The following is a 26,047-nucleotide window of genomic DNA, read 5'->3' on the forward strand; positions in this document are numbered from 1 at the left end:
TCGGGCCACAAGCACGATACAAAGGTGTTGACAGTCCTTGTACACATCAGCAGAATAGCGGGCTCACCAAGGCTATGTAGCTCAGCCGGTTAGAGCACAGCACTCATAATGCTGGGGTCGGTGGTTCGAGTCCACCCATAGCCACCACGTTGAAGTTGTTTTTCAACGTGAAAAGTGAGAAAATAGTTACACGTTACATTGCCCCTTAGCCAAGCGGTAAGGCACCTGACTCTGACTCAGGCATCGGTGGTTCGAATCCATCAGGGGCAGCCAAATTAAAAAGAAAAAGGCCTGATCGAAAGATCAGGCCTTTTTCTTTTTAATTTGGTCACGCATCCCACCTTATCCCCGCACCTGTCGGCGCGCCCCCTTGAACAACAAGGGGCTCTCCTCCAGACAGAGACCGGGGTCGGGCATACGGACCATGGGTAGTGCCGGCCGCTGGCCGGCAACCTTGAAATGCGCAGCCCCAGAACGACAAAAGCCCGGCCGAAGCCGGGCTTTTGCTTTTCCATCCAGCGGGCTCCCGAAGGAACCCAACCAGGCGCGGTAAATCAGCGCTTGGAGAACTGGGTGGCGCGGCGGGCCTTGTGCAGACCGACCTTCTTACGTTCCACTTCGCGGGCGTCGCGGGTCATGAAGCCAGCCTTGCGCAGCTCGGACTTCAGGGTCTCGTCGTACTCGACCAGAGCACGGGCGATGCCCAGACGGATCGCACCGGCCTGGCCGGTGGTGCCGCCGCCAGCGGCGGTGACCAGGATGTCGAAGCTCTCGGTGTTCTTGGTCAGCTCGAGCGGCTGGCGCACGATCATGCGAGCGGTCTCACGGCCGAAGAACTCGTCCAGCGGACGGCCATTGACGGTGATGTTGCCCGAACCCTTGCGCAGGAACACGCGAGCGGTGGAGGACTTGCGGCGGCCAGTGCCGTAGTTTTGAGTGATAGCCATGATTAGATATCCAGAACCTGCGGCTGCTGTGCGGCGTGCGGATGCTCAGTGCCGGCGTAGACCTTGAGCTTGCGGTACATCTGGCGACCCAGCGTGCCCTTCGGCAGCATGCCCTTGACGGCGGTCTCGATCACGCGCTCCGGGTGGCGCTCAAGCGCCTGGGCGAGGGATTCGGTCTTCAGGTTGCCGATGTAACCGGTGAAACGGTGATACATCTTGTCCTGCAGCTTCTTGCCGGTGACGACAATCTTTTCTGCATTGATGACGACCAGGTAGTCGCCGGTATCAACGTGCGGGGTGTAGACCGGCTTGTGCTTGCCACGCAGACGGCGGGCCAGCTCGGTGCAGAGACGGCCCAGGGTCTTGCCCTCGGCGTCGACGAGGTACCAGTCGCGCTGGACGGTCTCGTTCTTGGCAGTGAAAGTGCTCATGAAGAACTCTTGGTTAGGTCGGGCTCATTGCGGCGAAGGACTCGCCGGAACTCTGCCACGCGTTGTGAAAGGTGGAGCGTAAGGGGCGGCATTGTACGCAGCTTGGCTGGCGGGTGCAAGCCGGTGCCCGCCCCGGGTTGGCAGGGGACCGGGGCCGGGCGAGAATCGGGCTTCCCCCGCTCCACGCCGTGCCGCCATGACCGTGCTTCGCCAGACCACCCCGCTGGACCACCTGCTGACCGAGGCGCAGCGCGCCCTGGACACGGTGTTCGGCAACCCGCCGGCCAGCCGCCCCTATCCGGCCACGGACACCGGCGAGCCCGGCATGGACAGCGCCCAGCGTCGCCACGCGGCCGGGCTGATGCGCATCAACCATGTCGGCGAGGTCTGCGCCCAGGGCCTGTACTTCGGCCAGGCCGCGGTGGCACGCGACCCGGCGACCCGCGAACACCTGCTGGAAGCGGCCCAGGAAGAGACCGATCACCTGGCCTGGTGCGCCACCCGCCTGGGCGAGCTGGACAGCCGCCCGAGCCTGTTCAATCCGCTCTGGTACGCCGGCAGCTACACCATCGGCACCCTGGCCGGGCTGCGCGGCGACGGCTGGAACCTGGGCTTCGTGGTCGAGACCGAGCGCCAGGTGGAAGCCCATCTGGACGAACACCTGGTCGACCTGCCGGCCGGCGACCTGCGCAGCCGCGCGGTCATCCGGGTGATGAAGGAAGACGAGGCCCGGCATGCCGAACATGCCGAGCAGGCCGGCGCGCGCCGCCTGCCGTTCCCGATTCCGGGCGCGATGGCGCTGGCCTCCAGGGTGATGAAGACCATTGCCTACCGGCTGTAACCCGCATGAGGGTAGTGCCGGCCGCTGGCCGGCAACCCCGCATGGGTCGCCGCAGGTCATGAGGTTGCCGGCCAGCGGCCGGCACTACCGGGATTAATTGGGCGACACCAGCTTCAGGCCGATCACGCCGGCCACGATCAGGCCCACGCAGGCCAGGCGTGCCGGCGAGGCGCTGTCGTTGAACAGGTAGATGCCCAGCACCGTCACGCCCATGGCGCCGATGCCGGTCCAGATCGCATAGGCCGTGCCGACCGGAATGTTCTTCATCGCCTGGCTCATCAAGTACAGGCTGATCAGCGCCGACACCACCGTCAGGGCGGTCGGCACGGGTTTGCTGAAACCTTCGGAGTACTTCATTCCAAGGGCGAATCCGATCTCGAACAGACCGGCCAGCAGCAGGTAGATCCAGGGCATGGGTGGGGGCTCCTTACCTTTTTGGGAAAAACGAAACGGCCCGGTGCTTTCACACCGGGCCGTAGGTCGGTACATCGCCGTGGAACTGAAGATTGCGCCAAACGCAGGCTCCACGGGGCGGGGCGTCCCGCCTGGGTGGCGATGCCTACCGGCATCGCACATGGGTCACTCCGCCAGGTTGCGGCCGTGGAACAGCTCTTCGATCTCACGACGCAGCAGCGCTTCGATCTTCATGCGTTCCTTGAACGAGATGTTCTTGGCCTTTTCCTCGAACAGGTACTGGTCCAGGTCGAAGTCCTTCAGGTGCATCTTCGTGTGGAAGATGTTTTCCTGGTAGACATTGACGTCGAACATCTCGTAACGCGACTTGATGTTCTTGGCCAGGAAGTTCTGGATCGAGTTGATCTTGTGATCGATGTAGTGCTTCTTGCCCTTCACATCACGCGTGAAGCCACGGACACGGTAGTCCATGATCACGATGTCCGATTCCAGGCTCTCGATCAGGTAGTTCAGTGCCTTCAACGGCGAAATGACGCCACAGGTAGCCACGTCGATATCGGCGCGGAAAGTGGCAATGCCTTCCTGCGGGTGCGTTTCCGGATAGGTGTGCACGGTGATGTGCGACTTGTCCATGTGCGCGACCACGGCATCGGAAATCAACTCCTTGCCGGCCTGCTTCTTGTCGATCACCGGCTCTTCGGAGATCAGGATCGTCACCGAGGCACCCTGCGGATCGTAATCCTGGCGCGCCACGTTGAGGATGTTGGCGCCGATGATCTCAGCGACATCGGTCAAGATTTGAGTAAGCCTGTCGGCGTTGTACTCTTCATCGATGTATTCAATGTAACGCTGACGCTCCTCTTCGGTGCGCGCGTAACACACGTCATAGATGTTGAAGCTCAGCGCCTTGGTGAGGTTGTTGAAACCCTGCAACCTCAGGCGAGGCAACGGCTTGACCACGGCGGTCGATTCCTGTGTAAGAAGGGAAAGGGGGAATTATGCGGCATAAGTGTCTCCAGGGGGAACGTGAAGACGCTCAGGTTCTGGCACACTGTTTGCCCTTAACAATTGCGCTGGTTAAGCTCCGCTATCGACCCCGTGAATCCGTTCATGCGCAGAGGGAGCGCCCCTATCGTGTCAACCGTGCGCCTAGCTAGCAGCCCATTGGCCTTGGACATCGCAACAATCGACCGCTTCCTGGCACACAGCCACCGGCGGCGCTATCCCACCCGTACCGACGTCTTCCGACCCGGTGACCCGGCGGGAACCCTGTATTACGTCATCAGCGGCTCGGTTTCGATCATGGCCGAGGAGGAGGAGGACCGCGAGCTGGTGCTGGGCTATTTCGGCGCCGGTGAGTTCGTCGGCGAGATGGGCCTGTTCGTGGAGTCGGACCGCCGCGAGGTGATCCTGCGCACCCGCACCGCCTGTGAGCTGGCCGAAATCAGCTACGAGCGCCTGCATCAGCTGTTCCTCGGCCCGCTGTCGGCCGATGCCCCGCGCCTGCTGTACGCGCTGGGCCAGCAGATCTCCAAGCGCCTGCTGGACACCAGCCGCAAGGCCAGCCGCCTGGCCTTCCTGGATGTCACCGACCGTATCGTGCGCACCCTGCACGATCTGGCGCAGGAGCCGGAGTCGATGAGCCATCCGCAGGGCAGCCAGCTGCGCGTCTCACGCCAGGAACTGGCCCGCCTGGTCGGCTGCTCGCGCGAAATGGCCGGCCGGGTGCTGAAGAAGCTGCAGACCGACGGCCTGCTGCACGCCCGCGGCAAGACCGTGGTGCTGTACGGCACCCGTTGACCACCCGGTGTCCGCCGGGCATGGCCCGGCGCTACCACAAGACCTGCGCCGGTAGCGCCGGGGCATGCCCGGCGGATCGCCGTACGTGCGACGTACCATCGCATGTCCCGCACACCCGCTTCCGCTAGGCTCGATCCATGGAACTGAGCAGCGAATTCTGGTGGTTCATCCTCATCGGCCTTGGCGCACAGCTGGTCGATGGTGCGCTGGGCATGGCATTCGGGCTGGTTTCTTCATCGGTGCTGCTCAGCATGGGGCTGCCTCCCGCACAGGTCAGCGCCAGCGTCCATACCGCTGAGGTGTTCACCACCGGCGCATCCGGTGTGTCGCATCTGGTTGCAGGAAATGTCGACAAACGCCTGTTCTTCCGCCTCGCCTTGCCCGGCGCACTGGGTGGTGCACTCGGCGCGTACGTCCTGACACAGGTCCCTGGCGACCTGATCCGCCCGCTGATCTACCTGTACCTGCTGGTGCTGGCCATCATCATCCTGGCCCGCGCGGCCGGCCGCTGGATGCCCAAGGGCGAGATCCGCCGGGTGCCGGTGCTGGGTTTCTTCGCTGGCCTGCTCGATGCCAGCGGCGGCGGCGGCTGGGGCCCGGTGGCCACCTCCACCCTGCTCGCCCGCGGTGGCCAGGCCAGGACCACCATCGGCACCGTCAACGCGGCCGAGTTCGTGGTCACCCTGACCATTTCGGCCACGTTCCTGCTGTCGATGGGGGTGCAGCACCTGCAGATCGTCGCCGGCCTGCTGATCGGAGGCATGATGGCCGCGCCGGTGGCGGCGGTGCTGGTGAAGCGGGTGAAGGAACGCTGGGTGCTGGTCGCGGTGGGCGTGCTGGTACTGGGCATCAGCCTGTTCCAAGTGGGCCATGCACTGTTCGGGTACCTGGGCCGCTGACCGCCCGCCGGGCGTGGCCCGGCGCTACCCGCGTGGGCTTCGGTAGTGCCGGCCGCTGGCCGGCAACCTCATGAACTCCGGAAACGCGTGCAAGGTTGCCGGCCAGCGGCCGGCACTACCGGGTCCCTGCCCGGCGGGCAGGCGGGATCGATTACGCCTTGTCGCCACCGCGGTCCACGCAGCCCCAGTTGAGGATGCGGGTGCCGGCCGGCAGCACGCGGCGGAAGAATTCCACCTTGGCCGGCTTCGGGTTGACCACCACCGGCGCTTTCGCCGCCAGCAGCAGCGGCAGGTCGGCGGTGCTGTCGGAATAGGCGATGTCGATGTCACCGTAGCCGCGCTCGCGCAGCATGCGCATCTTCTCTTCGTTGTGGCAGTGACGGGTCGGCCCTACCCCGCCCAGCCGCGGCCCCACTTCGGTGCCGATCACCGGCACGTCCTGGTGAGCGACAAAGGCCAGGATCGCGCGGGCCAGCTCCGGCGGCGCACCGGTGGCCACCACCACGCGGTCGCCCTTGGCACGGTGCGCGGCGAATACATCCAGCGCCTGTGGCAGCAGCTTGGCGCGCATCTGCGCCTCGTTGCGCAGCACGTAGGCGTCGATCACCTTGTTGAACTCACGCGCGCGGTGCAGCCCGAAGCTGCCGATCCACACATAGACCGAAATGCCGGCACGGCGGGTCGGCAGCATCGCCACCATCGGCCCGGCAATCGGGGTGACCAGCAGCGCCGCCAGCATCCGCAGCGGGTTGCGCTTGATCAGCGAGGCGAACAGGTGGGTCCCCGAATCGCCGTCATACAGGGTGTGGTCGAAGTCGAAGACCACCAGCGGCGCATCCTCGCGCGGCGTTGGATAGTGCGTTTTCATGCTGCGAAGAATAGCTGACGCAGACCCTCGCCCGGCTCTTCCACGCGCATGAAGGCCTCGCCGACCAGGAACGAGTGGATGCCGGCATCGCGCATCAACGCCACGTCCTGCGGGCCGAGAATGCCACTCTCGGTAACCAGCAGGCGGTCGCGCGGCACGGCCAGGCGCATGTCCAACGTGGTCTGCAGCGACACTTCGAAGGTGCGCAGGTTGCGGTTGTTGATGCCGATCATCGGCGCCGGCACCTGCAGTGCACGTTCCAGTTCGTCGATGTCGTGCACTTCCACCAGCACGTCCATGCCCAGCGACATCGCCAGTTCGGACAGCGTGGCCAACTGCGTATCGTCCAGCGCGGCGACGATCAGCAGGATGCAGTCGGCGCCGAGCACGCGCGCCTCGACCACCTGGTAGGCGTCGATCACGAAGTCCTTGCGCAGCACCGGCAGCGTGCACGCTTCGCGGGCCTGCTGCAGGTATGCGTCGGCGCCCTGGAAGAAGTCCACGTCGGTCAGCACCGACAGGCAGCTGGCGCCGCCGAACTCATAGCTGACCGCGATGTCGGCCGGGCGGAAGTCGGGGCGGATCACGCCCTTGGACGGGCTGGCCTTCTTCACTTCGGCAATCACCGCCGGATCGCCATTGGCGACGGCGGCCTGCAGCGCGCGCACGAAGCCGCGCACCGGTGGCGCATCGGCCAGCGCCGCCTGCAGCTCCTCAAGCGGTCGCTGGGCGCGGCGCTGGGCTACTTCTTCGGCCTTGCGGGCCAGGATCGTCTGCAGGATATCGCTCATCGTCGTCGGGTCGGTGCTGGGGCGGTGAGGACGACCATTATCGGCCATCGGGTGGGTCAGGCTGAACCGCGCGCTCAGGCAACCAGCGCGCGGGTGGTATCGACATACTGCTGCAGGCGGGCACGGGCGCTGCCATCGGCGATGACCGCGCGGGCACGGGCCAGGCCGTCGCCGATATCGCTGGCTACGCCGGCGACGTACAACGCTGCGCCCGCATTCAGGGCGACGATGTCCAGCGCCGGGCCCGGCTCGTTGTCCAGCACCGCGCGCAGCATGGCAATGGATTGCTCCGGGCCGTCCACGCGCAGGTTGCGGCTGGCCGACATGGCGATGCCGAAGTCTTCCGGATGGATCTCGTACTCGCGCACCTTGCCGTCGCGCAGCTCACCCACCAGGGTGCCGGCGCCAAGCGATATCTCGTCCATGTTGTCGCGGCCCCAGACCACCATCGCACGCTCGGTACCCAGCTCGCGCAGCACGCGCGCCTGGATGCCCACCAGGTCGGGATGGAACACGCCCATCAGCACCGACGGTGCGCTGGCCGGGTTGGTCAGCGGCCCGAGGATGTTGAAGATGGTGCGCACGCCCATCTCGCGACGCACCGGCGCCACCACCTTCATCGACGGATGGTGGATCGGCGCGAACATGAAACCGATGCCGGTCTGTTCGATGGCCGCCGCCACCTGCGCCGGCTGCAGCTCGATCGCCGCGCCCAATGCCTCGACCGCATCAGCGCTGCCGGACTTGGACGACACGCTGCGGTTGCCATGCTTGGCCACGCGCGCGCCGGCGGCAGCAGCAACGAACATCGCGCAGGTTGAGATGTTGAACGTATGCGAGCCATCGCCACCGGTGCCGACGATGTCGACCAGGTGGGTGGTATCGGCGACCGGCACGGCCAGCGCGAATTCGCGCATCACCGTCGCCGCAGCGGCGATCTCGTCGATGGTTTCCTTCTTCACGCGCAGGCCGGTGAGGATGGCGGCGGTCATCATCGGCGAGACATCACCGCGCATGATCTGCCGCATCAGGTCGACCATTTCGTCGAAGAAGATTTCGCGGTGTTCGATAGTGCGTTGCAGGGCTTCCTGGGGGGAGAAGCTCATCGGAATACTCCTTGGATCAGGCAGCCGGGCGCTGCAGGAAATTGCGCAGCAGCGCGTGACCATGCTCGGTGAGGATCGATTCGGGATGGAACTGCACGCCCTCCACCGGGAACTGGCGGTGGCGCAGGCCCATGATCTCTTCGATCGAGCCATCCTCGTTTTCGGTCCACGCGGTCACTTCCAGCGCGTCGGGCAGGCTGTTCTTGTCCACCACCAGCGAGTGGTAGCGGGTGGCCTGGTAACCGTCCGGCAGGCCGGCGAACACGCCCTTGCCTTCATGGCGGATCGGCGAGGTCTTGCCGTGCATGATGTTGCCGGCGCGGATGACCGTGCCGCCGTAGACCTGGCCGATGCCCTGGTGGCCCAGGCACACGCCGAGGATCGGCGTGGTCGGGCCCAGGCGCCGGATCAGCTCCAGCGACACGCCCGCTTCATTGGGCGTGCACGGGCCGGGCGAAATGACGATACGTTCAGGCTTCTGCGCGGCGATCTCGTCCACGCTCATCGCATCGTTGCGCACCACCTTCACTTCGGCACCCAGCGTCTGCAGGTACTGCACGAGGTTGTAGGTGAAGCTGTCGTAGTTGTCGATCATCCACAACATGGTCAGGTTCCGTCGCTTATCAGGAAAATGGCGTACACGTTTTCGGTGTAGGTGATGGGGCCCGCTTCGATGGATTCGGGCAGGCGCGAGCCCGTGGTCTCGATGCTGTTCATCGGCGCCTCGGGCGAGGGCGGCGAAGGCGGCGTCACCAGATCGCCGCTGCTGGGCCAGCTGCCTGCCTGGATGCCGTAGGCGAAGTTCGGCGCCACATCGGAAATGCTGTACAGACCGCGCAGCTGGGTGCCGTAGGCCTTGGCCAGGCCCTGCGCGGACTCGCGGGTCTTGGCTGCGGCCTCGCCCTTGAGTTCACGGCGCAGCGCCACCTCGCCCGAGTACGTCGGGGCCAGGCTGCTGACCTGTACGTTCTCGTTGGCCTTCAGCGCACCCAGCACATCCTGCATCGCCTTCACGCTGGCAAAGCTGGCGCGCAGCTGGCGTGACACGCGCGTACCGATGAAGACCTGCCGGCTCTGCTCATAGCGCGTGGCGGGGCCGATGCGCAGGTTGTCCGCGCGCACGCTGCCGTCCACCGCTTTGTGCTGCTTGAACAGCGCCAGCACGCGGGCGACGTTGTCCTGCACGCGGCGACGCGCGGCATCGGCATCCATATCTGTCTCTTCGATGTTCAATTGCAGGCCGAACCGGTCCGGCATCACCGTTCGCGCGCCCTCGCCCTTCACCAGCAGGTGCGGCTGCGAGGGAATGGTGTTGGCCTGCGCCCAGGCAGACGGGGCCATCGTGGCCAGCAGCGACGACCACAGCAATGCGCTCAGCAGCTTCATGCGGTACTCCTTGTCTTGAACGGAAACAGCGAGAGGTGCTGCGGCGCAGGCCACAGCACGGCGGAACTCACAGGCCCTTGGCGGCCTGGGCGACGGCACGGAACAGCGCGCGGCCCTTGTTCATCGTCTCGTCCCATTCCTTGTCCGGGTCCGAGTCGTAGACGATGCCGGCGCCAGCCTGCACGTACAGGCGGCCGTCCTTGATCACCGCAGTGCGGATCGCGATCGCGGTATCGGCATCGCCGTGCCAGCCGATGTAGCCGATGCTGCCGGCGTAGACATTGCGCTTGATCGGTTCCAGTTCGCGGATCACTTCCAGCGCGCGGATCTTCGGCGCGCCGCTGACCGTACCGGCCGGGAAGGTGGCACGCAGCACGTCGGCGTAGCTCAGGCCCGGCTGCAGCTGCCCGGTCACTTCGCTGACGATGTGCATGACGTGGCTGTAGCGTTCGATTACGAACTGCTCGCCCACTTCCACGGTACCGGCTTTGGACACGCGGCCGGCGTCGTTGCGGCCCAGGTCGATCAGCATCAAGTGCTCGGCGCGTTCCTTCGGATCGGCCAGCAGCTCGACTTCCAGCGCCTGGTCCAGTTCCGGCGTGGCGCCGCGCGGCCGGGTGCCGGCGATCGGGCGCACGGTCACTTCACCCACGCCTTCATGGGTATGTTGCAGACGCACCAGGATTTCCGGCGACGAGCCGACCACCTGCAGGTCGCCGACATCGAGGAAATACATGTACGGCGACGGGTTCAGTGCCCGCAGCGCGCGGTACACATCCACCGGCCGCGCCTTGAACGGCACGCTCAGGCGCTGGCTGAGCACCACCTGGAAGATGTCGCCGGCACGGATGTACTCCTTGCTGCGCTGGACCGCATCGACGAAGCCTTCGCGGGTGAAACCGGAAACGAAATCGGACTCGTCCAGCACGTCGCTGGTGAGTGGTGCCGGATAGCCGGCACCCGGCGCGCGCAGCCTGGCCGCCAATGCGTCCAGGCGCGCCTGCGCCTGCTCGAAGGCGCCCGCTTGGCGCGGGTCGGCGTGCACGATCAGGTACAGCCGGCCCTTCAGGTTGTCGAACACCGCCAGCTCATCGGAGTGCAGCAGCAGGATGTCCGGAGTGCCCAGTTCGTCGCGGCCGGCCGGCGATGCCAGGCGCGGCTCGATGTAGCCGATGCACTCGAACCCGAACCAGCCGACCAGGCCACCGGTGAAGCCCGGCAGGCCTTCCAGCTTCGGCACCGAGTGAGCACTGCGCAGCGCCTCGACCTCGGCAAACGGATCGGCCACCTCGCGGGTTTCCACCACCTGGCCGTCCTCGCGCACCGTCAGGGTGTGGCCGTGGAAGGCGTACACGCGACGTGCCGGCAGGCCGATGATCGAGTAACGACCAAAGCGCTCGCCGCCTTCGACGGATTCAAACAGGTAGGTATTAGGGCCGTCGGCGAGCTTCAGATAGACCGAAAGCGGCGTGTCCAGGTCGGACAGCACTTCGCGGACAACGGGAATATGGGTGTGGCCTTCAGCGGCCTGCTGCTGAAACTGAGCGTGCGAGATCAAGACGACTTTCCTTCCGGGACACAGCGTTATGGGGACGGACGACGGCAACAGGCCACCATCGCCACCAACGGCGTGCGGAAGAAAGGGTATGCGGGGTCGTCAGGCTGGACACCCAATGACTGTATCGCAGCTTTGGCCGCAGGGAAACCCTTTGGCGACGGGCGGTTTACGCCGCCCTAGCCCATCCGCCGTGCCTGTTCCTGGGTCTCGTGCACCTGCTGCTGGGCCAGCGACACCCCCTGCGCTTGCTCGCGAGTGGCATTGATCGCGTCCATCTGGGCGGTGCTCGCGCTCAACGGCTGGGCCATGCCCGCCGCCACTTCGACGTGGGCATGGCGACGGTGCGCGGCGTTCAGGTCGGGCGTATCCACCGCGAAGGCGCGGCTGTGGCCGTCGCTGAGCACCACGTGGGAAATGGACTCCAGCCCCTCGCGCCTGGCCTGCACGGCCAGTGCGCCGGCGAGCTGGTCGCTCTGCAGGTCAGGCACCCGGTTGTGGGCGCGGTCCAGCGCGTGGACCCCGGTCTGGGCACCCACAAACAGGGGGTTGCCGGCATGGGAGGGATGGTCGATGCCGATCGCCTGCGCCGAGGGTTCGGCGGCAGGCTGGACGTGCGGGGGCCGCTCGACCAGTTTCCGGGCGGCGGCCTCCTGCTTGATCAGTTCCGAGTCCAGGCTGGGGATGACCGTCGGATCCATGCCATGGCGGGCGGTCGCCTCACTGAAGGCCGGCATCATTCCGCGGATGACGCGTTCGGACTTGTCGAGGTTGTGCAGTTTCGCTGCGTCCAACGCCAGGTTGCCGGTCGGCAAGTGGGTCGCAGCGGCAGCCCCGATGCCCACCGCAGCACCACCTACCGCGGACAGGGTGATCGGCGCCTTGTCGGTAATGCCCTTCACATGGGAGGCCACCAGGTCATAGCCGCGGTCAACATGGGCGCCGGCGGTGGCGAACCCGTTCTGCAGCTTGCCAGCGACCCATTGGCCGTCGTGGTTGATGGCGGCGGCCACGCGCTCGCCCGCCGCGCGCGTGCCTGCGGCATCGGCAAGGGCCTGTTTCGTCGCATGCTGCGCATGTTGCTCGCCGTGGTCACGGACGTCTTCGGCCTGCCTGGCAAGCCTGCCGGCGACGTTGTCCGCGCCCACCCGGCCAGCGACCCACGATAGTGCGGAGAGGCCATGGGAGCGGGTCTGCGATTCGACGCGGTGCAGGGTGGATTCGATGCTTCCGGTCAGTTCGCGCCCCGAAGCAACCACCGTGCTCGTCGCCCGGGTACCCAACTGCAGGCTGGCCGAGCCCATGTTCACTACCTGGCCGATGACCATGCCCTCGGTCTTCAGCACGCGCTCGACGCCATCGCCCGTTCTGTCCAGCACCTGGGCAGTGGCAGCGCCCGCCCGCTCGACCTGCTCGCCGGCCAGGCGACCGCTACGCATGCCGTAGGCCGTGGCGTGCAGCACAGTGGACAACGGCCCCGCCAGTTCCGCCACCTGGCTGGGCGGCGCCACGTGCGGGCGATCGACGAGCGCCCCTTGCGCATCGCGGGTCTTGGGATCAAGCAACAATTCCAGGCGCCCTGCCGCGAGCGGAATATCGCGCAGCGCCTGCTGGCCCGGTTGGCTCGCCAGTTGTTCGATGAACTGTGCGGCGGAGGTCTGCGCCCCCGGGGGCAGCATCTCGCGCAGCTTTTCACCGACGACCTTCTGCATGGCCGGATCCTTCAGCACCATGCCCAGCTCGTTGGCAAGCACGCCGTAGCCACGACGCTGCTGCTCGCTCAGGCGGTGCATGCCGTTCTGCACATCGTTCAGCACTTCACCGGTGGTCTGGTAGGTGTGCACGGTCTGCTGCGTATCGAAGGTCGGCAGGCCGTTGTCCTTGGCGAAACGCGCCGGGGTGGCCGGATGCAGGCCGGCGGCGTTGAACGTGGTGGCACGTGCGCCGGTGACTGCGGACGCGGCGGATGCCATGCCGCCACCGAGGGAGTGACCGGCGATTTCGAAGCCACCGGGCAGGCGTCTGTTCATGGCTACGGCAAGTTCCATCGCGCGATCGTAGTAATCGCTGCGCATGCCGATGCCCTGCTGGCCGTTGTTGAGGAAATCCTCGCCGCCGGATTCACGTTTTCCATCGGGCGCCAGAGGGTCAACAATCTCACCCGTAGATCCCTTGTAGACCACGACAGGTTTCGCATCCTCGCCAAAGACGCGCTTGTCCGGGATGTAGATTTCAGCACGGAACCCCGACCTCCTCGGCTGAAGCATTTCCTTGAGTTCGGCGTCCGAGATGTTGATACCGGCCTTACGGAGTGCGTCGGGATCACTACTTGCGCGCGTCCATCCTACCGGGGGCTCTCCCTCGTGCTTCGCCGACTTATACACGTCAGCAGCCAGTCCCGCCATTTCACGCGCATGGTAGGTTTCCTGCAGGCGCTCGGCCTCTTCTTCATTCCCACTTTCGCGCAACTTCTGTACGAGAAGATTCTGCTCGTTGACTGCGCGCGCACGCGTCTCGTTCTCCGAACCACTCATGGCAAGCTCCATTGCACTTTGAAGTGCCGCCTGTTTCGCAGCACCTATGGATTACCAGAACCTTTTGCTAGTGTCACCTCATCAGCGAATCGATAGGAAAAACATGACCGTCATTCTTCACAATATGACGACAAAATTCCTCGCAAGCGTGGCATGGATCACACTTCTGCTTGTGATGGGGTGCTCTGGAACGTCTGCACATGATGCCGAAAACTATTTCGAGGGTGCTGCGTTACGACTCGCCATCGCTGCTGAAGACGGCGACGCCAATGCTATACACCACCTCGTAAAGGAAGAAGGCGTCAACCCGGACAAAGCGTTTTCAACGCGGGATGGAATCCCTCTGATTGCATGGCCGCTGCGGACCCGCAACATCGAGGGACTCAAAGCACTGCTCGATGTCGGAGCAGACCCCAATGCGCGTGAATCGAAACAGATGCACGGAGAACTGATCAGGTTCGACAACGCCATGGTCTACGCAGCAAAGATGGACGACCCTCGGTTCCTGGAATTGCTGCTGAAGCACGGTGGAGATCCCAACACACGAAACGTCAACAATGAAACGCTTCTCTTCCAAGCCTTCATCAGCGGGAACCAGTGGAAGAATGTCCAGGCCCTGGTCAATCACGGCGCAGACGTGAATGGATCCAACCGCAGAAGCCTGGGAGACGACACTGTTCTGAGCTGGTACACGGGAAGAGGCGGATTCGACTACGCCTACTGGTTGCTGGAGCACGGCGCAGACCCCACCATTCCCGAGCACGTATCGGAAAGTTCGGGCAAATCTGCTCGGCAATTGATGGTCGAAGACATCTACTGGGAAATCACCACGCCCGACAACCTGCCGTGGCAGAAGAAGTGCCAGCAATGGCTGGCTGAGCGCAACATCCCCCGCCCGCCGATGCCCGACCACATCCGCAGGAAGCGCGAGGCCTTCAAATTCCCGAGCAAGGAAGAAGACATTCCGCTGCTCTGATTCCTGTCTCAGCTGCCGGAAAGCAGCACGCAGTCATCCGGCAGATGCATCCGCACCCTGCCCGCCACGCAGTCGATGCGGAAGCGGCGTGCCTGCACCGGTTCGCCGTCCAGGTTCAACGTCAACGGCTGCGGTGCGTCGATCTGCAGCCACGGCAGCTGCGCGCGCGTGGCGACACGTTCAAGCGCCGCCTCCTTGCCGCCGGTCAGCATCTGTCCAAGGGTGGCTGCGACTTCACCCTCCAGTTCCGGCACCACGGTGACATCCAGCAGGCCGTCATCGATCAGTGCCTGGGGGCACAGCTGCTGGCCGCCACCGGCCTGACGGCCGTTGCCGATACCCAGCGCGATGAACCCACCTTCCCACTGGAAGTCCGGCCCGCTCAGGCGTGCGGTGATGGGTTCGATGCGGCCGAGCTTGGCGATACCGGTGATGACATAGGCCAGGCCGCCGAGCATCTTCTTCAAGCCGGCATCGGTTTCCACCGTGACCTGGGTGCCGAAGCCACCGCTGGCGAGGTTGGCGCACCACCATGGCTTGCCGTCGGCATCGACGCGCAGCAGGTCCATGGGGCGTGGGTGGCCGCCGGCAATCAGCGCGAAGGCCTCCTGCGGCTCCACCGGAATGGCCGCAGCGGTGGCGAAATCGTTGGCGGTGCCCATCGGCACCAGCGCCAGCGAAGGCAGCGCCTCAGCCGGCTCGTCGCGATGGGCCAGCGTCTCGGCCACCGCGCTGAGCGTGCCGTCGCCGCCGGCCGCCACGATCACGTCCACGCCGTGGTCGATGGCCTCGGCGACATAGCGCTCGGCATCACCGTCTTCCCAGGTCACCCGCACTTCCAGCTGCACGCCGCGTTCGCGCCAGTGGCCCACGGCCTCGCGCAGGTCATCGTTGCCTGCGGACTTGCCGTTGAGGATCAGGCGCCAGCGGGGGGTGCTCATGCGGTGCTTCCAGGGAAGGGCGGCACAGGCTAGCAACCGCGCGTTCGGGGCCAGTGAAAGGCAGTGGCCACCGTTCAGGTCAGGGCGCTGGGCTCGCCCGCGCGGCATGTCATGCAGGTGTCATCGGCCACCGGGAGAATGGAAGGCCATAGCAGGGACGACGGATGGAGGCAGGATCAGCCTCCCACGCATGCAGCAAGGCCACGCCAGCGTTTGGCGTGGCTTTTTTTTTGCTGCGCGGCGCTGCATATCGGCTTACAGGTAAGCCTCGATGGGACCGTGCAGGAGGCAGCTGTCGAAGGCATCGATGCTGCACAACATCGCTTCATCAACTGCGTACTCCTGCAACAGAAGGTCGAGCGCCGGAACTCCGGTTACGAACCTGCGTCCCACCCGCGTCTGCGCGTCCTGCATGGCGTAGTCGTAGTCGAAGCCATAGGCGGTCTCGGTGAAGCGTGCGGCATGGGTGATCATGCGCAGCTCGTAGGTGTCTTGTTCGCCAGGAATGACATGGGCGAAGCAGCGCAACCCGGTGTCCACCGAAGCCAGCTCCGCTGCCAGCGCCCATCCCTTTTCAAGCGCCGCGAATGGCCGCGGTGGCGGTGATGGGTGGCGGCGACGCCAAAGCATCATGGCGCGTTCCACGTCATGGCCAGCGGCCTGCAGCTCAATGGCGGCCTCGGCGACCCCCAACCCTGTGCGGTGCCCGTAATCGGCCACGAGCTGATCAACCACCAAGGCGTGCGCCTGTGACAGGTCACCGCCGGCAGCCTCCAGCGCCTGCCTGCAGACAGCAATCGAGGCCGGCAGCCGCTGGCGGAGTGCGGCAATGGCGTATTTCATCGGCACACCAGTCGCCAGGACTCGGCCTACCCGGCGAATGCCTTCAGCGCCTCACCTTCCAACCGGTACACCGTCCACTCGTCCTGCGGTCTGGCGCCGGCTGCGGTGTAGAAGTCGATGGCCGGCGTGTTCCAGTCCAGCACTGACCATTCGAAGCGACCACAACCTTCAGCTACCGCCTGGCGGGCGATGTACTTCAGCAGCGCTTTGCCCGCGCCGGAGCCGCGTTTTTCCGGGCTCACGTACAGGTCTTCCAGGTAGATGCCCTTGCGCCCCAGCCGAGTGGAATAGTTGTAGAAATACACCGCGTAGCCGATGGCTTCGCCGTTCGCCTCGCAGACCAGCGCGCGGGCGGTGGCGTCGGCGCCGAACAGGCTTTCGGCAATGCCGATCTCGTCGGTCTGCACCGACTGCTCGGCCTTCTCGTAGATCGCCAGTTCGCGGATGAACCGAAGGATCAGGCCGGCGTCGGCGACGGTGGCCGGGCGGATGTTCAACAGTGCCATGGGCGAAGAGGGAACGGAGGGAATTGAACGAGCTTAATCCCCTCCGTCCCCTTTTTGTCAGCGCGCTGCAGCGACGTTGGCGCGCATCTGCGCGATCACGTCCTGGTAGCTGGTCTTGGCGTTGAAGATGGCCGAGCCGGCGACGAACGTGTCGGCGCCAGCGGCGGCGATCTCGCCGATGTTGTCGGCCTTCACGCCACCATCGATCTCCAGGCGGATGTCACGGCCGCTGGCATCGATCTTCTGGCGCACCACGCGCAGCTTGTCCAAGGCCGACGGAATGAAGGCCTGGCCGCCGAAGCCCGGGTTGACCGACATCAGCAGCACCAGGTCGAGGTCGTCCAGCACCCAGTCGAGGATGTCCACCGGGGTGGCCGGGTTGAGCACGATGCCCGGCTTGCAGCCCAGCGAGCGGATCAGCTGGATGGTGCGGTGCACGTGGCGGCTGGCCTCCGGGTGGAAGCTGATGTAGGTGGCACCGGCCTCGGCGAAGTCCGGGATGATGCGGTCGACCGGCTCGACCATCAGGTGCACGTCGATCGGCGCGGTGACGCCGTGCTTGCGCAGCGCCTGGCAGACCATCGGGCCGATGGTCAGGTTGGGCACATAGTGGTTGTCCATCACATCGAAATGGACCCAGTCGGCACCCGCGGCCAGGACGTTGTCGACTTCCTCGCCCAGGCGGGCGAAGTTGGCCGAGAGGATGGAAGGAGCGATGAGGCAGTTGGACATGGCCGGGGCCTTCGGAACGGGGAAAGGGGTCTCCCGCCCGCAGGCGGGGCAATGGGGTCAGCGCTTGCGCAGGGTCTTGATGCGGTCGTAGGCGGCGTTGATGCGCCGCGACTTCTGCTCGGCCTGCTGCTGCAGCTCGGGGGCGGCGCCGCCCAGCTTGTCGGGGTGGTACTGGGAGATCAGCTTGCGGTAGGCGCGCTCGACCTCGGCATCGGTGGCCTCGGAGGTCAGCCCCAGCTCGCGGTACGGGTTCTCCTTGTTCAGGCGGAACCAGTCGCTGTCGAAGGCATGCCCCAGCAACAGGCCGACCACCGCGCCGAACAGCGGATTGGGCCGGAACAGCAGGGCGCCGGCGATGAATCCGAGCAGTTTTCCGTACCAGCGCATGGCGCCCCAGGGTCGACCGGCGAAATGGACGCTCATTTTACGTCACAGCGGGCCCGGACCGCTTTACACTAGGCCGCCCGCTGGTCAGCGGGCCCGCCGGGTCCGTTGGGCAGCCGTATCGACGAAGCCCCAGGAGTGCCCGTGCCAACCACGCTGTTGCAATCCGATCTCCCCGGCCTGCCCTTGCGCCACCGCGGCAAGGTGCGTGACGTGTTCGATATCCCGCGCGAGCGGCTGCCAGCCGGGACCCCACCGGGGGACTACCTCTTGATGGTCGCCACCGATCGCCTGTCGGCGTTCGATGTGGTCCTGCCCGACCCGATCCCGGGCAAGGGCGAGATGCTCTGCCAGGTGTCCAACTTCTGGTTCGCCAAGACCGCGCACCTGATGCCCAACCACCTGACCGGCATTGATGTGGCCAGCGTGCTGCCCGAGGGCGTGGACGCGGCCCTGTACGCCAAGCGCGCGGTGGTCACCCGCAAGCTGAAGCCGGTACCGGTGGAAGCCATCGCCCGTGGCTACCTGATCGGCAGCGGCTGGAAGGACTACCAGCGCACCGGCAAGGTCAGCGGCATCGAGCTGCCCGACGGCCTGCGCCAGGCCGAGCAGCTGCCCGAGCCGATCTTCACCCCCTCGACCAAGGCCGCCGTTGGCGACCATGACGAGAACATCGACTTCGACGCGATGGTGAAGACGGTCGGTGCGGAAATGGCCGAGCGGGTGCGCGACGCGACGCTGCGCATCTACAAGTTCGCGGCCGATTACGCACGCGAGCACGGCATCATCCTGGCCGACACCAAGTTCGAGTTCGGTACCGACGCCGACGGTCGCCTGTACATCATGGACGAGATGCTGACGCCGGATTCCTCGCGCTACTGGCCTGCCGACGAGTACGAAGTGGGCACCAGCCCGCCGAGCTACGACAAGCAGTTCGTGCGTGACTACCTGGAGACGCTGGACTGGGGCAAGACCGCCCCGGGCCCCAGCATCCCGGCGGAGATCATCGAGCGCACCCGCGCCAAGTACGCCGAGGCGCTGCAGCGTCTGGCCGGGATCAGCGTCGACTGATCCCCCTGCGCCCCCGGCCCGCGTGGCGGGGGCGTTCTGAGTGCGGTAGTGCCGGCCGCTGGCCGGCAACCCCGGCGAAACTGCAGCCAGGCATGGCCTGGCTCTACTGGCGGTTGGCAGTGCCGGCCGCTGGCCAGCAACCCCGCGAACCTGCAGCCAGGCATGGCCTGGCTCTACTGACGGTTGGTAGTGCCGGCCGCTGGCCGGCAACCCCGGCGAAACTGCAGCCAGGCATGGCCTGGCTCTACTGGCGGCCCCGGCCGGGGTATGCTGGCCACATGCAGACCAGCACCCAGCTTGCGCGTCCGATCGACCGCTATTTCGCCAGCTACTCCGACGACCACCGCAATGTGGTCAACCAGCGCATCCACGTGGTGGCGGTGCCGGCGATCCTGTGGTCGGTGGTGGCCCTGCTGTGGTGCGTGCCGCCGCTGATCACCTGGTTCCAATACGGCATCTGGTCGGCGTTCGCGATGTTCAGCGCGTGGTGCTTCTACAACAAGCTGTCGCGTCCGCTTGGCATCGGCATGCTCATCCAGTTCTTCGTGTTCGGCTGCCTGTGCCGGCTGCTGGAAGCGGAAATCGGCCTGCACAACCTGCGCTCGCTGGCCATCGGCGTATTCGTCGTCGCCTGGATCGCGCAGTTCATCGGCCACAAGTTCGAAGGCCGCAAGCCCAGCTTCCTGACCGACCTGACCTACCTGCTGATCGGCCCGGCGTGGGTGATGGCCAAGGCCTATCGCAAGCTCGACTGGCGCTACTGACCAGCGTCGCCGCGTCGACGCCTTCGTTTCCTGAACGGGCAGATCCCGTCACCGACACTGCACGGCGCGCCTGCCAGCCTGCCGCGGTGACCTCCTCACCTTGCCCCGCCCAGCGGCGCCGGTCCCTGTGCGACAGGGGCTGCGCTGTCCCTGCGTGGGCGTAGGGTGGACCTGCCCAGCGGGTCCTGATGGTCATCCGCGCGGCATGCTGCATCGCAGAAAAAATGAATCAGCGCACGTTACATGCAATTGATCGCTGTTCAATGGGTTTCGGCGACATTTGGCAGCCTGTTATGCTCCCTGACCTGCTCGTGAATCATGGATTCCCTGCATGCTCCCCAGCCTGCCCCTGCTGCTGGCCCTGCCATTCCTCATGGCAGTGGCTGTCGCAGCCTTCCCCCGTAGTTCGCGCTCGACTGCTGCCTGGCTGGCGGCGCTGGCGCCGTTGGGCGGGCTGGCGATCCTCGCCTGGCTGACCCCATCGGTGCTTGATGGCCAGGTGGTGCGCACGATGGTTCCGTGGCTGCCGCAGATCGGCCTGGACTTCACCCTGCGCCTGGATGGCCTGGCCTGGATGTTCGCGGGGCTGGTGCTGGGCATCGGCGCGCTGGTGGTGCTGTATGCGCGCTATTACCTCAGCAGCCAGGACAACGCGCACCGCTTCTATACCTACCTGTTGCTGTTCATGGGCGCCATGCTGGGCATGGTGCTGTCGGGCAACCTGTTGCTGCTGATGGTCTTCTGGGAAATGACCAGCATCAGCTCGTTCCTGCTGATCGGTTTCTGGTCGCACCGCCAGGACGCGCGCGAGGGCGCGCGGATGGCGCTGGTGATCACCGGTGGCGGCGGCCTGGCGCTGCTGGCCGGCGTGCTGCTGATCGGCCGCATCGTCGGCAGCTTCGACCTGGACGTGGTGCTGGCCGCCGGCGAGCAGATCCGCGCCAGCGCGCTGTACCCCTATGCCCTGTTCCTGGTGCTGGCGGGCATCTTCACCAAGAGCGCGCAGTTCCCGTTCCACTTCTGGCTGCCGCACGCGATGGCCGCCCCCACCCCGGTGTCGGCCTACCTGCACTCGGCCACCATGGTGAAGGCGGGCGTCTTCTTGCTGGCGCGCCTGCATCCGGCATTGGCCGGCAGCGATCTGTTCTTCTACACGGTCAGCGGCATCGGTGCGATCACCCTGCTGATCGGTGCCTGGAACGCGATCTTCCAGCATGACCTGAAGGGCCTGCTGGCCTATTCGACGATCTCGCACCTGGGCCTGATCACCCTGCTGTTCGGCCTGTCCACGCCGATGGCGGTGGTCGCCGGCGTGTTCCACATCATCAACCACGCCACCTTCAAGGCCTCGCTGTTCATGGCCGCCGGCATCATCGACCACGAGACCGGCACCCGTGACATGCGCAAGCTGGGTGGCCTGCGCAGGCTGATGCCGTTCACCAGCGCGCTGGCGATCATCGCCTCGCTGGCGATGGCCGGCATCCCGCTGCTCAACGGCTTCCTGTCCAAGGAAATGCTGTTCGCCGAAGCGCTCTCGGCGGGCGGCACCGACACCATGCGCACGGCGGTGTCGATCGCCGCGCTGCTGGCTGGTGTGTTCGGCGTGGCCTACAGCCTGCGCTTCGTGCACGACACGTTCTTCGGCAAGGGCCCGCATGGCCTGGACCGCGTGCCGCACGAGCCGCCGCGCTGGATGAAGGTACCGGTGGAAATCCTGGTGGTGATCTGCGTGGCGGTGGGTATCGCCCCGGCCGTGACCGTGGCCCCGGTATTGCACGCGGCAGCCGCCTCGATCCTCGGCAGCGCGATGCCCGAGTACAACCTGTCGATCTGGCATGGCTTCAACCTGCCGCTGGCGATGAGCGCCGCTGGCGTGGTCGGTGGCGTGGCCCTCTACTTCGGCCTGCGCAAGCTGATCGATCTGCACGCGGTAACCAACACCACGCCCGGACGCAACGTCTTCCACCACCAGCTGGACCTGCTGTCGGCCGGTGCGCAGCGGTTGACCGCCGGCATCGCCAACGGCAGCCTGCAGCGCATGCTGCTGGGCCTGGTGCTGGTGGCGATCGTGGTCGCCGCCGCGCCCTACATCGCCAACCCGGCCTCGCCGGAATGGACCAGACCGCAGCCGATACCGCTGCTGGGCTGGGCGTTGTGGCTGGTGATGATGTCCTGCGCGGTGGCGACCCTGCGCATGTACAAGCAGCGCCTGCTGGCCGTGCTGCTGGTCGGCGGCGTCGGCCTGATGGTGGCGCTGACCTTCGTGTTCCTGTCCGCACCGGACCTGGCGCTGACCCAGCTGCTGGTGGAGATGGTGACCCTGGTGCTGATGCTGCTGGGCATGAACTACCTGCCGGCACAGTCCGGCCCGGAGCGGCCGCGCTGGCGCAAGCGCCGTGATGCGCTGATCGCGATCGTGGCCGGTGCCGGCCTGGGCGCGCTGGCCTACAGCGCGATGACCCTGCCGCCGAACACCATGGCCGGCGAGCTGCTTGCCCGCGCCCTGCCCGAGGCGTACGGCCAGAACGTGGTCAACGTGATCCTGGTCGACTTCCGCGGCTTCGATACCTTCGGCGAGATCACCGTGTTCGGCATTGCCGCACTGGTCGTGCATGCACTGCTGCGTCGCACGCGGATGGCGCCGGAGCAGATCATGCCCGGTCCGCCGATCAAGCTGCCGGTGCCGGCCGATCTGGCCCAGATCATGTTCCCGCTGACCCTGACGGTCTCCATCTTCCTGTTCCTGCGCGGCCACAACGCGCCGGGCGGCGGCTTCATCGCCGGCCTGGTGCTGGCGGTGCCGCTGCTGATCCAGTACGTGATCCAGGGCACCGCCTCGGTGGAGTCACGCTTCGGCTTCGACTACATCCGCTGCATCGGTACCGGCCTACTGATCGCCATCCTCAGTGGCGCCGCGTCGATGCTGTTCGGCGTGCCGTTCCTGACCAGCGGCCACCTGGACCTGCACCTGCCGTTGATCGGCGATGTACCGCTGGCCAGCGCGATTGGTTTTGATATCGGCGTGTACCTGGTGGTGTTCGGTGGCGCGATGCTGATGCTGTCGATGATGGCCACCGTCAAACCCTCGCGGACGCGCACCGCGCGCAAGGGCGAGATCGACCTGCAACGCCGCTCGGCACGAACGGGGGAGATGCACTGATGGAACTGGCCCTGGCCTCTGCGATCGGCGTGCTGACCGCCATCGGCATCTACCTGCTGCTGCGCGCGCGCAGCTTCGATGTGATCCTCGGCATGACCTTCCTGTCCTACGCCACCAACCTGCTGATTTTCGCCGGCGGCCGCGTGGTGCAGGGCAAGGCGCCGGTGCTGCAGGAAGGCGTGGAAAGCCACCTGGGCAACTACACCGATCCGCTGCCACAGGCGCTGGTGCTGACCGCCATCGTCATTGCCTTTGCGATGACCGCCGTCAGCATCGTGCTGGCCATGCGCAGCCGCAGCGACAACCACAGTGACCACGTGGACGCGCACGAGCCGGACGACGATGCACCGCCGCGCCGGGGCGAGGACCGCGCATGAATCATCTGGTGATCCTGCCGATCCTGGTACCGCTGCTCGGCGCTGCGCTGTCGCTGTTCGTCGAACACCGCCGCTATGGGCCGAAGGTGCAGCGCGCCGTGGCGTGGACCGCACTGGGCGCGCTGGCGGTGGTGGTCGGGCTGTTGTTCGCCGACACCGCTGGCGGCGACATACGCGTGTACCTGCTGGGTGACTGGCCGTCGCGTCTGGGCATCGCACTGGCGGCCGACCGGCTGTCGGCGTGGATGCTGCTGACCACCCTGCTGCTGGCCATCCCCTGCCTGCTGCATGCGTGTTCGGGTTGGGACCGGCGCGCACCGCACTTCCATGCGCTGTTCCAGTTCCAGCTGGTCGGCCTCAACGGCGCCTTCCTGACCGGCGACATCTTCAACCTGTTCGTGTTCTTCGAGGTGATGCTGATCGCCTCCTACGGCCTGCTGCTCAGTGGCGGCCGTGGCCTGCGCATGCGCATCGGCCTGCACTACGTGGTGTTCAACGTCACCGCCTCGACCCTGTTCCTGATCGCACTGGGCCTGCTGTACGCCTCGCTGGGTTCATTGAACATGGCCGAGCTCTCGCAGCGCATCGCCGAAGTGCCGCCTGCGCAGCTGACCCTGGTGAAGGCGACCATGGGCCTGTTGCTGCTGGTGTTCTGTGCCAAGGCCGCGCTGATGCCGCTGTACCTGTGGTTGCCCGAATCGTATGCGCGTGCGCCGGCGGCGGTGGCGGCGCTGTTCGCGATCATGACCAAGGTGGGCCTGTATGCCGTGCTGCGCATCCAGATGCTGTGGTTCGGCGAGGATGCGGGGGCGATGGCCGGCTACGGCCGCGACTGGCTGCTGTGGGCCGGCGTAGCGACGCTGGTGCTGGGTGGCCTGGGCGCGTTGGCCGCCGCGCGCCTGCGCGTGCTGATTTCGTATCTGGTGATCGTCTCGGCGGCCACGTTGTTCATCGCCTTCTCGGTGGGCACGCCTGAGGTGCTGTCGGCCGGCCTGTACTACCTGCCGCACAGCAGCTTCGTCGCCGCCGCACTGTTCCTGGTCGCCGACCTGATCCGACGCCGCCGTGGCGGCGCCAGCGACCGCAAGGAAGTGATCGCACCGATGCCCGGCAAGGAGACCCCGGCCGTGCTGTTCCTGATTGCGGCGGTGTCGGTGGCCGGCCTGCCGCCGCTGTCCGGCTTCCTGGCCAAGGCCGCGCTGTTGGCCGGCATGCCGGCGCAGTACACCGGCGCGGTGTGGACCGCAGTGCTGGTCAGCAGCCTGCTGGTCATCATGGGCCTGACCCGCGGCGGCATCCGCCTGTTCTGGCGCGTGCCGCTGCCCGATCCCGATGCACCGCCACCGCGCAAGGCACCACTGCGCCGTGTGGAGCTGTTCGCCGCCTGCATCCTGCTGGCCTACGGCATCGGCATGACCTTGTTCGCTGCCCCGCTGATGCAGCACACCGACGCCATCGCCACCCAGCTGCTGCAGCCGGGCGACTACGTGCAGCAGCTGCGCGCGACCACGCCGGAGATCCGCCAGCCATGACCGCCAAGCGTTCCCCGATCCGCCGCCTGCTGCCCTCGCCCGCGCTGAGCGTGATGGTGGTGGTGTTCTGGCTGTTGATGTCCGACAGCTTCACGCTCGGCCAGTTCCTGCTGGGCCTGCTGCTGGGCGTGGTCATTCCGCTGTTCGCCGCGCGCCTGGACCGCGAGTTCGCCCGCATCGGCACCCTGCGGCCGCTGCCGAAGCTGCTGTTGGTGACCCTGTGGGACATCCTGATGTCCAACATCCGCGTGGCCATCCAGGTGCTGGGCCCGGAAAAGAACATCCACCCTGGTTTCATCTGGCTGCCGCTGGACATCGCCAACATCCACGGCATCGCCGCGCTGACCAGCATGATCACCCTGACCCCCGGCACGGTGTCGGCCGCCCTCAGCGACGACCGCAAATTCCTGCTGGTGCACGTGCTGCACCTGGAAGACCCGCAGGAGCTGATCGACACGATCAAGCGCCGTTATGAAGCCCCGTTGATGGAGATCTTCCCATGACTGGATTCCAGATCATCCAGACCACCCTGGTGGTGTGCATGCACGTGGTCGGCCTGGCCATGCTGCTGGCCACCTGGCGCCTGCTGCGCGGGCCGACCGTGCCCGACCGCATCCTTGCACTGGATACGCTGTCGGTGACCGCCATCGCCGAACTGATGCTGTTCGGCATGTACCTCAATTCGGCGATCTACTTCGAGGCGGCACTGATCATCGCCATGCTCGGCTTCGGCAGCACCGTGGTGCTGAGCAAGTTCGTGCTGCGCCGGGACATCGTCGAATGATCACCTTCATCCAGATCGCGCTGTCGATCCTGCTGCTGTTCGGCTGCTTCTTCATCCTGGTCGGCGCACTGGGCCTGGTGAAGCTGTCCACCTTCTTCAAGCGCCTGCACGCACCGACCAAGGCCAGCACGCTGGGCGTGGGCTGCGTGCTGGTGTGCTCGGTGTGCTACCACATCTTCCTGGGCCAGGACCCGCAGCCGCGCGAGCTGCTGATCACCGTGTTCCTGTTCATCACCGCACCGATCAGCGCGCACCTGATGGCCAAGGCCGCACTGTCGCTGCTGATGGAAACGCGCCCCAGCCTGCCGGGCAACGAGCGTGCCGAAGACGAGCAGCTGCCGCCGCCGGAACCGGAGCGCGAAGAGGAAACCACCGCGCGTTGACGGTGGGTGCCGACCGTTGGTC

Annotated in this window: 28 protein-coding genes and 2 tRNA genes; 14 read left to right on the forward strand and 16 right to left on the reverse strand. The window is 65.9% G+C overall.

The window, feature by feature from the left end; all coding sequences use genetic code 11:
- Positions 1–70: 70 nt before the first annotated feature.
- Both CR918_RS17450 and CR918_RS17455 read left to right on the forward strand, forming a co-directional pair.
- Positions 71–147 (forward strand) — tRNA-Met (locus tag CR918_RS17450).
- Between the two features lie 52 nt (positions 148–199).
- Positions 200–273 (forward strand) — tRNA-Gln (locus CR918_RS17455).
- A gap of 281 nt (positions 274–554) precedes the next feature.
- Here CR918_RS17455 and rpsI read toward each other — a convergent pair.
- Together rpsI and rplM are read right to left on the reverse strand one after the other, a co-directional pair.
- Entirely contained in the window at positions 555–947 is a 393-nt protein-coding gene (rpsI, locus tag CR918_RS17460; RefSeq protein ID WP_005411311.1) for a 30S ribosomal protein S9, read from the reverse strand.
- 2 nt (positions 948–949) lie between these two features.
- Positions 950–1,378 (reverse strand): 50S ribosomal protein L13, encoded by a 429-nt coding sequence (rplM, locus tag CR918_RS17465; RefSeq protein WP_025874623.1) that lies wholly within the window; start codon positions 1,376–1,378, stop codon positions 950–952.
- Between the two features lie 196 nt (positions 1,379–1,574).
- On the opposite strand from rplM, the gene coq7 reads away from it, so the two are divergent.
- Entirely contained in the window at positions 1,575–2,219 is a 645-nt protein-coding gene (gene coq7 / locus CR918_RS17470) for a 2-polyprenyl-3-methyl-6-methoxy-1,4-benzoquinone monooxygenase (protein ID WP_099843937.1), read from the forward strand.
- 93 nt (positions 2,220–2,312) lie between these two features.
- Here coq7 and CR918_RS17475 read toward each other — a convergent pair whose 3' ends face one another.
- Together CR918_RS17475 and speD are read right to left on the reverse strand one after the other, a co-directional pair.
- Entirely contained in the window at positions 2,313–2,633 is a 321-nt protein-coding gene (locus CR918_RS17475; RefSeq protein ID WP_025874621.1) for a DMT family transporter, read from the reverse strand.
- 165 nt (positions 2,634–2,798) lie between these two features.
- Positions 2,799–3,593: an adenosylmethionine decarboxylase gene (gene speD / locus CR918_RS17480; RefSeq protein WP_025874620.1), complete on the reverse strand. Its 795-nt coding sequence runs from the start codon at positions 3,591–3,593 to the stop codon at positions 2,799–2,801.
- Between the two features lie 150 nt (positions 3,594–3,743).
- On the opposite strand from speD, the gene crp reads away from it, so the two are divergent.
- Entirely contained in the window at positions 3,744–4,433 is a 690-nt protein-coding gene (crp, locus tag CR918_RS17485; protein WP_025874619.1) for a cAMP-activated global transcriptional regulator CRP, read from the forward strand.
- Positions 4,434–4,570: 137 nt separating this feature from the next.
- Entirely contained in the window at positions 4,571–5,332 is a 762-nt protein-coding gene (locus CR918_RS17490; RefSeq protein WP_025874618.1) for a sulfite exporter TauE/SafE family protein, read from the forward strand.
- A 151-nt stretch (positions 5,333–5,483) separates the two neighbouring features.
- Here CR918_RS17490 and CR918_RS17495 read toward each other — a convergent pair whose 3' ends face one another.
- The 7 genes from CR918_RS17495 to CR918_RS17525 all read right to left on the reverse strand — a co-directional run bounded on the left by CR918_RS17495 (position 5,484) and on the right by CR918_RS17525 (position 13,572).
- Positions 5,484–6,200: a haloacid dehalogenase-like hydrolase gene (locus CR918_RS17495; RefSeq protein ID WP_099843939.1), complete on the reverse strand. Its 717-nt coding sequence runs from the start codon at positions 6,198–6,200 to the stop codon at positions 5,484–5,486.
- Positions 6,197–6,991 (reverse strand): indole-3-glycerol phosphate synthase TrpC, encoded by a 795-nt coding sequence (gene trpC / locus CR918_RS17500; RefSeq protein WP_033832398.1) that lies wholly within the window; start codon positions 6,989–6,991, stop codon positions 6,197–6,199. The genes CR918_RS17495 and trpC overlap by 4 nt, the downstream gene beginning before the upstream one ends.
- A gap of 74 nt (positions 6,992–7,065) precedes the next feature.
- On the reverse strand, positions 7,066–8,097 hold the full coding sequence (trpD, locus tag CR918_RS17505; protein WP_025874615.1) for an anthranilate phosphoribosyltransferase: 1,032 nt from the start codon (positions 8,095–8,097) through the stop codon (positions 7,066–7,068).
- Positions 8,098–8,113: 16 nt separating this feature from the next.
- Positions 8,114–8,701 (reverse strand): anthranilate synthase component II, encoded by a 588-nt coding sequence (locus tag CR918_RS17510; protein WP_025874614.1) that lies wholly within the window; start codon positions 8,699–8,701, stop codon positions 8,114–8,116.
- A gap of 2 nt (positions 8,702–8,703) precedes the next feature.
- Entirely contained in the window at positions 8,704–9,483 is a 780-nt protein-coding gene (locus CR918_RS17515) for an SIMPL domain-containing protein (RefSeq protein WP_080149680.1), read from the reverse strand.
- 67 nt (positions 9,484–9,550) lie between these two features.
- Complete coding sequence (gene trpE / locus CR918_RS17520) at positions 9,551–11,041, reverse strand: anthranilate synthase component I (RefSeq protein WP_025874612.1); 1,491 nt, start codon at positions 11,039–11,041, stop codon at positions 9,551–9,553.
- Positions 11,042–11,217: 176 nt separating this feature from the next.
- The gene (locus CR918_RS17525) at positions 11,218–13,572 is read right to left on the reverse strand and encodes a Tle-like phospholipase domain-containing protein (RefSeq protein ID WP_243379135.1); all 2,355 of its coding nucleotides are present in this window, start codon (positions 13,570–13,572) and stop codon (positions 11,218–11,220) included.
- A 103-nt stretch (positions 13,573–13,675) separates the two neighbouring features.
- Between CR918_RS17525 and CR918_RS17530 the strand changes: the two genes are divergently transcribed.
- The gene (locus CR918_RS17530) at positions 13,676–14,548 is read left to right on the forward strand and encodes an ankyrin repeat domain-containing protein (protein ID WP_243379137.1); all 873 of its coding nucleotides are present in this window, start codon (positions 13,676–13,678) and stop codon (positions 14,546–14,548) included.
- A gap of 8 nt (positions 14,549–14,556) precedes the next feature.
- On the opposite strand, the gene yegS is transcribed toward CR918_RS17530, so the two are convergent.
- From yegS to CR918_RS17555, 5 genes are all read right to left on the reverse strand, one after another.
- Positions 14,557–15,489, reverse strand: coding sequence for a lipid kinase YegS (gene yegS / locus CR918_RS17535; protein WP_099843942.1), 933 nt, complete (start codon positions 15,487–15,489; stop codon positions 14,557–14,559).
- A gap of 255 nt (positions 15,490–15,744) precedes the next feature.
- Positions 15,745–16,332: a hypothetical protein gene (locus CR918_RS17540; RefSeq protein ID WP_099843944.1), complete on the reverse strand. Its 588-nt coding sequence runs from the start codon at positions 16,330–16,332 to the stop codon at positions 15,745–15,747.
- Positions 16,333–16,358: 26 nt separating this feature from the next.
- Positions 16,359–16,838, reverse strand: a complete 480-nt coding sequence (locus CR918_RS17545) for a GNAT family N-acetyltransferase (RefSeq protein WP_099843947.1) — start codon at positions 16,836–16,838, stop codon at positions 16,359–16,361.
- Positions 16,839–16,895: 57 nt separating this feature from the next.
- The gene (rpe, locus tag CR918_RS17550; protein WP_025874606.1) at positions 16,896–17,570 is read right to left on the reverse strand and encodes a ribulose-phosphate 3-epimerase; all 675 of its coding nucleotides are present in this window, start codon (positions 17,568–17,570) and stop codon (positions 16,896–16,898) included.
- Between the two features lie 57 nt (positions 17,571–17,627).
- Positions 17,628–17,957, reverse strand: a complete 330-nt coding sequence (locus CR918_RS17555; RefSeq protein WP_025874605.1) for a J domain-containing protein — start codon at positions 17,955–17,957, stop codon at positions 17,628–17,630.
- A gap of 141 nt (positions 17,958–18,098) precedes the next feature.
- On the opposite strand from CR918_RS17555, the gene CR918_RS17560 reads away from it, so the two are divergent.
- From CR918_RS17560 to CR918_RS17595, 8 genes are all read left to right on the forward strand, one after another.
- On the forward strand, positions 18,099–19,025 hold the full coding sequence (locus CR918_RS17560) for a phosphoribosylaminoimidazolesuccinocarboxamide synthase (protein WP_032976644.1): 927 nt from the start codon (positions 18,099–18,101) through the stop codon (positions 19,023–19,025).
- A gap of 278 nt (positions 19,026–19,303) precedes the next feature.
- On the forward strand, positions 19,304–19,789 hold the full coding sequence (locus tag CR918_RS17565; RefSeq protein ID WP_025874603.1) for an Mpo1 family 2-hydroxy fatty acid dioxygenase: 486 nt from the start codon (positions 19,304–19,306) through the stop codon (positions 19,787–19,789).
- A 331-nt stretch (positions 19,790–20,120) separates the two neighbouring features.
- Complete coding sequence (locus CR918_RS17570) at positions 20,121–22,949, forward strand: monovalent cation/H+ antiporter subunit A (RefSeq protein ID WP_032976643.1); 2,829 nt, start codon at positions 20,121–20,123, stop codon at positions 22,947–22,949.
- Entirely contained in the window at positions 22,949–23,326 is a 378-nt protein-coding gene (locus tag CR918_RS17575; RefSeq protein WP_025874601.1) for a Na+/H+ antiporter subunit C, read from the forward strand. The genes CR918_RS17570 and CR918_RS17575 overlap by 1 nt, the downstream gene beginning before the upstream one ends.
- Positions 23,323–24,858: a monovalent cation/H+ antiporter subunit D gene (locus CR918_RS17580; protein ID WP_099843949.1), complete on the forward strand. Its 1,536-nt coding sequence runs from the start codon at positions 23,323–23,325 to the stop codon at positions 24,856–24,858. Before CR918_RS17575 ends, CR918_RS17580 begins: the two co-directional genes overlap by 4 nt.
- Positions 24,855–25,361 (forward strand): Na+/H+ antiporter subunit E, encoded by a 507-nt coding sequence (locus CR918_RS17585; protein WP_093818195.1) that lies wholly within the window; start codon positions 24,855–24,857, stop codon positions 25,359–25,361. The genes CR918_RS17580 and CR918_RS17585 overlap by 4 nt, the downstream gene beginning before the upstream one ends.
- Positions 25,358–25,642 (forward strand): K+/H+ antiporter subunit F, encoded by a 285-nt coding sequence (locus tag CR918_RS17590; RefSeq protein WP_025874598.1) that lies wholly within the window; start codon positions 25,358–25,360, stop codon positions 25,640–25,642. The genes CR918_RS17585 and CR918_RS17590 overlap by 4 nt, the downstream gene beginning before the upstream one ends.
- Positions 25,639–26,025: a Na+/H+ antiporter subunit G gene (locus tag CR918_RS17595; protein ID WP_025874597.1), complete on the forward strand. Its 387-nt coding sequence runs from the start codon at positions 25,639–25,641 to the stop codon at positions 26,023–26,025. Before CR918_RS17590 ends, CR918_RS17595 begins: the two co-directional genes overlap by 4 nt.
- Positions 26,026–26,047: the final 22 nt, after the last annotated feature.

It is taken from the genome of Stenotrophomonas indicatrix, assembly GCF_002750975.1.
Taxonomy (GTDB): Bacteria; Pseudomonadota; Gammaproteobacteria; order Xanthomonadales; family Xanthomonadaceae; genus Stenotrophomonas; species Stenotrophomonas indicatrix.